The organism is Cupriavidus sp. GW822-FHT02D05 (assembly GCF_058802485.1).
The window spans coordinates 46,128-54,060 of the sequence record NZ_JBXAOE010000045.1; the positions used below are offsets into that span (position 1 = coordinate 46,128).

Annotated in this window: 6 protein-coding genes; 5 read left to right on the forward strand and 1 reads right to left on the reverse strand. The window is 66.6% G+C overall.

Annotation, left to right across the window (positions count from 1 at the left end; all coding sequences use genetic code 11):
• The first annotated feature begins 7 nt into the window (after window positions 1-7).
• From AC1RQK_RS37190 to fumC, 5 genes are all read left to right on the forward strand, one after another.
• A complete protein-coding gene (locus AC1RQK_RS37190) occupies window positions 8-295 on the forward strand; it encodes an MSMEG_0570 family nitrogen starvation response protein (protein WP_492814438.1) in 288 nt (95 codons plus the stop codon).
• 250 nt (window positions 296-545) lie between these two features.
• Window positions 546-1,826, forward strand: coding sequence for an MSMEG_0569 family flavin-dependent oxidoreductase (locus AC1RQK_RS37195; RefSeq protein WP_492814440.1), 1,281 nt, complete (start codon window positions 546-548; stop codon window positions 1,824-1,826).
• 1 nt (window position 1,827) lies between these two features.
• Window positions 1,828-2,679, forward strand: a complete 852-nt coding sequence (locus AC1RQK_RS37200; RefSeq protein ID WP_492814442.1) for a Pnap_2097 family protein — start codon at window positions 1,828-1,830, stop codon at window positions 2,677-2,679.
• A complete protein-coding gene (gene scpA / locus AC1RQK_RS37205; RefSeq protein ID WP_492814444.1) occupies window positions 2,676-4,787 on the forward strand; it encodes a methylmalonyl-CoA mutase in 2,112 nt (703 codons plus the stop codon). The genes AC1RQK_RS37200 and scpA overlap by 4 nt, the downstream gene beginning before the upstream one ends.
• Before the next feature lie 391 nt (window positions 4,788-5,178).
• Window positions 5,179-6,582, forward strand: a complete 1,404-nt coding sequence (gene fumC / locus AC1RQK_RS37210) for a class II fumarate hydratase (RefSeq protein WP_492814446.1) — start codon at window positions 5,179-5,181, stop codon at window positions 6,580-6,582.
• A 176-nt stretch (window positions 6,583-6,758) separates the two neighbouring features.
• Here fumC and AC1RQK_RS37215 read toward each other — a convergent pair whose 3' ends face one another.
• The gene (locus AC1RQK_RS37215; RefSeq protein ID WP_492814448.1) at window positions 6,759-7,541 is read right to left on the reverse strand and encodes a COG4705 family protein; all 783 of its coding nucleotides are present in this window, start codon (window positions 7,539-7,541) and stop codon (window positions 6,759-6,761) included.
• Between the last annotated feature and the right edge of the window lie 392 nt (window positions 7,542-7,933).

Genomic DNA, 7,933 nt, shown 5'->3' on the forward strand with positions numbered 1-7,933 from the left:
AGCCCTCATGCCAGTCACGCATTTCCGCATACGTTGGCCCGATCAGACCGAGGTCACCTGTTATTCCCCGTCCTCGGTGGTCACCGAGTTCTTTGTCCCGGGACGGGACTACGCGCTGGCCGAGTTCCTGGCGATCGCCAGGCAGGCGCTTGGCAGTGCCTCGGAGCGCGTCAGGGCGAAGTATGGCTATGCCTGCTCCTCTGCCATGGACCAGCTTGAACAGATCGAGACCACCGCCGCGCGTTTTTGCTCGCAGCCTGGCGCCACGGTGCGCGTGATCGGCTTCGGGCGTTAAGTTCAGCCAATTGTGGTCTCCCCTCTCCCGCTTGCGGGAGAGGGGCGGGGGAGAGGGCGGGCGGTGGCAATGGCGCAGGCCCTCACTCTGAGCAGGAGCCCACCCTCTCCCCCGGCCCCTCTCCCACTGCGTGGGAGAGGGGAGCAAACCAGTGGTGGATTAGCCCACGGGGAAGTTCGAAGACCGGCATCTGAAGAGCCCGCATCTGAAAGCCCTAACGCATCTCACAGCAATCAACGAAGGACGCATCATGTCTAACACCCGCAACGAAACCAAGGCCACCTCCCCCCAACACTACAGCGTCATCATCGTCGGTGGCGGCCAGGCTGGCCTGTCCATGAGCTACTACCTCAAGCAGGCCGGCATCGATCATCTCGTCATCGAGAAGCACACCGTCACCCACACCTGGCGCAGCCAGCGCTGGGATGCCTTCTGCCTGGTCACGCCAAACTGGCAGTGCGCCTTGCCCGGCTATCCCTACCAGGGCAACGACCCGCACGGTTTCATGAAGAAGGACGAGATCACCGCCTACCTCGATGGCTTTATCGGCATGGTGAATGCGCCGGTGCTGGAGCACACCGAGGTGTTGCGTGTGAAGCCGCTGGAGCAGGGCGGCTATCTGGTCTGCACCTCGCAGGGCGACTTCACCGCCGGTCAGGTGGTGGTGGCCTCCGGTGGCTATCACACGCCGATCGTGCCGCGCATGGCCGAGCGCCTGCCCGCCGGCATCCGGCAGATCCAGTCCTCCGAGTACCGCAGCCCGCAGGCCTTGCCGGAGGGCGGCGTGCTGGTGGTGGGCTCCGGCCAGTCCGGCGCGCAGATCGCCGAAGACCTGCACCTGGCGGGCCGCAAGGTGTTCCTGGCCGTGGGCCAGGCGCCGCGCTGCGCGCGCTTCTACCGTGGCCGCGACGTGGTGGACTGGCTGGCTGACATGCAGTACTACGACATGCCGGTGCAGGAGCATCCGCTGCGCGAGGGCGTGCGCGACAACACCAATCACTATGTGACGGGCCGCGACGGCGGGCGCGACATCGATCTGCGCAAGTTCGCCACCGAAGGCATGGAGCTGTTCGGCGCGCTGGAAGATTTCCATGACGGCAAGCTGCGCTTCACGCCGAACCTGAAAGCCAACCTTGACGATGCGGACGACACCTACAACCGCATCAACGCGAGCATCGACAAGTTCATCGACAAGCACGGCATCGCCGCCCCGCCCGCCAGCACGTATGCGCCGGTATGGTCGCCGGGCGAGGAGCGTTGGGCGCTGGACCTGGCGCAGGCGGGCATCGGCGCCATTGTCTGGTGCATCGGCTTTCGCCCGGATTTCAGCTGGCTGGAGGCGCCGGTCTTCAACGGGCGCGGCTATCCCGGCCACGTGCGCGGCGTGACGGCGCAGGACGGCCTGTACTTCCTCGGGCTGCCGTGGCTGCACACCTGGGGCTCCGGGCGTTTCTCCGGCGTTGCGCGCGATGCCGAATACCTGGCGGCCATCGTCAGCGAAAAGCTCGGCGCGCGAGCCCTGGCAGCCTGACATGTTCCGCGCGAGCACAAGCTATGTCGCCGGCATGCCGAACCTGTCCTATACCGGCCTGTCGGAGAACTGGCTGCTCAAGGCTTGCGGCGACCTGCACTGGCAAGGGCTGGCGGCGCTGTCCGGGCAGGCGTTGCCGGCGTTCCGGGACGCGCAGGGCAACAAGGCCTATGCCGCATTCACCGCGATCCGGCTGCGGGAGGCATCGCTGGAAGCGCTTGGCGAGAACGATGGCTTCTCGGTGAACACGCAGTTGATGCGGGTGGCCGGCGCGCGCCACTTCAGCACGCATGCACTGAGGCGCGATGGCGATGGTGATGGTGACGGGCCAAGCGCCAGGCGGGCCGAGGTATCGATGGTGTCCACCTTTATCCGCCGTGAGCGCGAACGCGACAATCGTTCGGTGGTCAGGGCTGCTTTCAACCTGCCGGCGGACGGGCCGCCACCCGCGGCGGCGGCGGAGATGGGCGCGCTGGCCAAGCGCTTCCGGGCGGGCGACTGGTCCTTCCATCTTGGCCTGGAGCGGGCACGGCACCTCGGCAGCCACATGGCCGAGTACCTGCCTTGCCCCTATGCTGACTTCAACGGCGCGGACCTGCTCTACTTCGCCAACTTCCAGGCCATCGTCGATCGTGCCGAATGGCAATGGCAGCGTTTTGACGAGCCGCCGGTGATTGCCGGGCGCGACCTGTTTTTCCACGGCAACGTCAACCTTGGCGAAGCGCTGGAGCTGTCGTTCTCCGCGGTGGAGTTCGGCCAGGACGGGCTGGCCCATTGGTGCGAGGTGCGGCGCGGCAGCGACGGCGAGAAGATCGCCGATGTGGTGACACGCAAGCGTTGGAGAGTGCGATGAACGCAGATAAGGGTGGCGGACTGGCGCGCAAGCCCGTCTACACGGCCGCCGACCTGGACGGGCTGCGGCATCTCGGCAGCTTGCCCGGCGAGGCGCCATTCGTGCGCGGGCCGCATCGCTCCATGTACGCGGGCAAGCCGTGGACCATCCGGCAGTACGCGGGCTTTGCCGACGCCACCGCCTCCAACCTGGCTTTCCGGCAGGCGCTGGCGCAGGGGGCGCAGGGTTTGTCGGTCGCGTTCGATCTGCCGACCCATCGTGGCTATGACTCCGATCATCCGCTGGCGCCGGCGGATGTTGGCATGGCCGGCGTGGCGATTGATTCCGTCGAGGACATGAAGCGCCTGTTCGATGGCATCGCGCTGGACCGCGTCTCCATCTCCATGACCATGAGCGGTGCCGTATTGCCGGTGCTGGCCGCGTTCCTGGTGAGCGCCGAGGAGGCCGGCGTGCCGCTCGATCAGCTCAGCGGCACGATCCAGAACGACATCCTCAAGGAGTACATGGTCCGCAACACGTGGATCTTCGCGCCCGGGCCGTCGATGCGGATCTGCGCGGATGTGGTGGCCTACCTGTCGCGGCATGTGCCGCGGTTCAACGGCATGTCGATCTCCGGCTACCACTTCCAGGAAGCCGGGGCGGACCCGGTGCTGGAACTGGCGCTGACGCTGGCCAACGGGCAGGAATACGTCAGGCAGATGGCCGGGCGCGGGCTGGATGTGGATGATTTCTGCGCTCGCCTGAGTTTTTTCTTTGGCGTGGGCAAGGATTTCTTCACCGAGATCGCCAAGCTGCGCGCCGCGCGCTTGTTGTGGTGCGAGATCGTCCGCGAGCTGGGTGCCACCACGGATCGGGCCACCATGCTGCGCACGCACTGCCAGACCTCGGGGTGGTCGCTGGCGGCCACGCAGCCGGACAACAACATCGTGCGGACCACGGTTGAAGCCATGGCTGCGGTGTTTGGCGGCACGCAGTCGCTGCACACCAATGCCTATGACGAAGCGCTGGCATTGCCCAGCGCCGCATCGGCCCGCCTCGCGCGGGACACCCAGTTGATCCTGCAGCACGAGATGGGCCTGTGCGATGTGGCCGACCCATGGGCGGGCTCCTACATGATGGAATCGCTCACGGCGCAAATGGCGGACAAGGTGCGCGCGGTGATGGCGGAGATTGCCGCTGCCGGCGGCGTGCTGGCGGCGATCGGCTCGGGCTGGGTCCATGAGCGGATTCATCGCGCTGCCGTGGCCACACAGGCGGAGATCGACGAAGGCCGGCGCGTGATCGTCGGCGTCAACCGGTACCAGGAGGGAGCCGACGAGGCGCCGGCCTGCCTGGAGATCGATGGGCGACAGGTCCGGGCGCAGCAGGGCGAGCGGCTGGCCTGCCTGAAGGCAAGCCGCGATGGCGTGGCCGTGGCACAGGCGCTGCGCGCACTGGCGCACGCCGCGCGCAGCGGCGAGCAAAACCTGCTGACCCTGACCATGAACGCCATCCGCTGCCGCGCGACCCTCGGCGAGTGCACGCAGGCGCTGGAGCTGGTGTGGCCGCGCCATGCGATGGCGCCTCGCTACGCCCGTCAAGCCTATGGCGAGGCCTTGCACGACAGCCCGGCCTGGGAGGCGGCCCGCGCGCAGGTCCAAGCGCTGGCCGCGTGCCTGGGCAGGCCGCCGCGCATCCTCATCGCCAAGCTGGGGCAGGATGGGCATGACCGCGGCGCCAAGGCCGTGGCCGCGGCGCTCTCCGACGCCGGGTTCGCGGTCACGCTGGGGCCGCTGTTCCAGTCGCCGCAGGACGCCGTAGCGATGGCCCTGCACGGGCAGGTCGACGCGGTGGGTGCATCGTCCCTGGCCGGCGCGCACCTGGCGCTGCTGCCCTGCCTGATCGATGGCCTGCGCGCTGGCCTGCGCGCTGGCCGGCCAGGCGCGTTGGTCTTCGCTGGCGGCGTGATTCCCGCCAGCCACGCCCGGCGGCTGCGCGCCCAGGGGGTGAGCGCGATCTTCGGGCCGGGTGCCACCATGGCGGCCATCGTCATGGGGATCGCGGGCGCGTTGCTGCGGCATGCGGGCAAAGCGCGCTTGCCCGATGCCCAGCCGGAAAGTGCCGGCTAGCGGGCGCGCTGCGCTCGGGCCGGGGCCGCTGGCCCACTTCCACTTTGCCCGCATGGCCAGCGTGCCGCATTGCCTGCGAACCCCTTTCATTTCGTCGGGATTCATTGCCCATGGCCGGCGCCTGGGCTATCGTTCGTCTTGGCTCGAAGCGGCTGCGGGAACGCATGCGGCTGGGCTGCCCCCGCAAAAGGAAAACGGAGAGACCGTATCGTCCTCCCGCTGTATTGCGAACTACAGCGCACTACAGCGCACAACTGAAAAGATCAGCGCATGTCACGCCCTGGCCGCCACTGGCGCCGGCGTTTATTCCGGCTCGGTGATGGGTGCCTCCAGGTCCAGGTTGCCCCGTACCGGGCGATCCTTGACGTAGTTTGTTTGGAGAGTGTCTTCCATGCCCGCATTCCGTTCCGAAACCGATTCGATGGGCGCCATCGATGTGCCCGCAGATCGCTACTGGGGCGCGCAGACGCAGCGTTCCACCATTAATTTCCCGATCGGGGTGAGCCGCTTCCGCTGGCAGCGGCCGGTGATTCGCGCGCTGGGCATCCTCAAGCGCGCGGCCGCCGAGGCCAATGCGGAACTTGGCGAATTGCCGCCCGACATCGGCCGGCTGATCGTGCAGGCGGCCGACGAGGTCATCTCCGGCAAGCTGGATGAGCACTTCCCGCTGGTGGTGTTCCAGACCGGGTCCGGCACGCAATCGAACATGAACGCCAACGAGGTGATCTCCAACCGGGCCATCGAGATTGCCGGCGGGGAGCTCGGCAGCAAGAAGCCGGTGCATTCGAACGATCACGTGAACCGCGGCCAAAGCTCCAACGACACGTTCCCCACCGCCATGCACATCGCCGTGGTCGAGCAGATCCATACCAAGCTGCTGCCGGCGGTAGGCGCCTTGCGCGATACGCTGGCCGCCAAGGCGCAGGCGTACCAGGACATCGTCAAGACGGGCCGCACCCACCTGCAGGACGCCACGCCCATCACCCTTGGCCAGGAAATCAGCGCCTGGGTGGCGCAGATCGATTTCGGGCTGCATGGCGTCAAGACGGCTGAGCCGGGCTTGCTGGAACTGGCCATCGGCGGCACGGCGGTGGGCACCGGGCTGAACGCGCATCCGCAGTTTGGCGCGCGCGCGGCGGCCTATATCGCCTCGCTGACCGGCCATCCGTTTGTCGATGCGCCCAACAAGTTCTTCGCGCTCTCCGCGCACGACGCGCTGGTGCAAACCTCCGCCGCGCTGCGCACGCTGTCCGGCGGCCTGATGAAGATGGCCAACGATGTGCGCTGGCTGGCCTCGGGCCCGCGCTGCGGCATTGGCGAGCTCAACATCCCCGAGAACGAGCCGGGCTCGTCGATCATGCCCGGCAAGGTCAACCCGACCCAGTGCGAGGCCATGACCATGGTGTGCGCGCAGGTGTTTGGCAACGATGCCACGGTGGCGTTCGCCGGCAGCCAGGGCAATTTCCAGCTCAACGTGTACAAGCCGGTGATGGTCCACAACGTGCTGGAGAGCATCGAGCTGATCGCCGACGCCTGCCTGGCCTTCAACGACCATTGCGCGCTCGGCATCGAGCCGAACCTGCCGAAGATCGCGGAGAACCTCGACAAGAACCTGATGCTGGTGACGGCGCTGAACCGCCATATCGGCTACGACAAGGCCGCCGCCATTGCCAAAAAGGCGCACAAGGAAGGGCTGACGCTGAAGGCCGCCGCGCTGGCGCTGGGCTATCTCACCGAGGACGAATACGCGCGCTGGATCGTGCCCATCGAGATGACGCATCCGAACAAGGATTGAGCGCGCGGCTTAAGCGGCTTTCAACATGAAGCCAGGCGGTTCTGGCCAGGCGCGCGGCCGCAGACGTACAAGCGGTACGGCCAAGGCCGCGCAACGACGCCAGAATCTCTTTGAAATGGCCGGGCAGGAATGCCGCGAGCGCAAGCAGTCCAGCGGCGCAGGACCATCGGTGCCATTCATGGCGCCGTCGTCGCTCCCACGGCCTGGCTTGCATTGCGCTGGGCCATCGCGACCAGGGCGACGATGACGGCCAGGAAGATGCCGCTGGTCAGCGCCGCGCCGAAGCCAAGGCCGCCATAGGTCTGCGCCTGGGACAACAGGTCGCCCAGCGAGGCGCCGAGCGGGCGCGTCAGGATATAGGCGATCCAGAAGGTGAGAACGGCGTTGGCGCCGAGGTAGAACGCGGCTACGGTCAGAGCAAGGAGGGCGCCGAACACAAGGGTGCCGAGCTGGAATCCCAGCCCCAGGGCTTCGGTGGCCAGGTCGCCCGCGGCGGTGCCGAGGGCAAAGGTGCAAAGAATCGCGGCCCAGTAGAAGAGCTCGCGGCGGCGCGAGCAGATCGTGCGGATGGAGAGCGTGCCTTCGCGTCGGTACCAGAACACGAATATTCCCGCCAGCATGACGGCGAAGACGGCCGTGCTCAGATACAGGCTCACGCCCAGGCCATCGGTGAGCGCATCGGTGATCTGCGTGCCGACGACGCTGACCAGCACCACGGTCAGCCAGTACATCCAGGGAACATAGCGATGCACCCGGACCTGCGCGAACAGTGCGATGGCCAGCAAGGCGCCCATGGCGCAGCCGGTGACGGCCTGGCCCAGCCCCGCGTTGACCGCGAGAAAATCGGCGCCGGTTTCGCCGACCGTGGTCGACAGGATCTTGATGATCCAGAAGCCCACGGTGACTTCGGGCACTTTGTTGAGCCAGGCTGGCATCGGCCGGGGGGACAGCGTGTTCATGGCGTGCTCCAGGTTTGCTATGCGCTGGGGGGCGGCTTGCCCTGTTGGTTGTTAGGGGGGCTGGCGTAGGATCGGCCGCTCTACGCAGTCCGTGGCGCAAGGTTATTTCACCGCAGCTTAAGGCAGCATTAAGGCCGTGTGGAAAACAAGGCACCAGCAACGGCGTGCCAATGAAAAAGGGCGCTCCGCGGAGCGCCCTCAAGGCTGAAAACTGAAAAGCTAAAAGTAAAAAGCTAAAAGCAGAGGTTCTTCAGACTTTCGCGTGGGTAAGTGGCGGGAAGCAACACGCTGGTTTGCTCCCCTCTCCCATGAAATGGGAGAGCAACCGTGTCAAGCGGGCAGTTTGTTTTCCCACGGCTGACCGGTCTTCGCCATGGTATTGAGGACCGTCA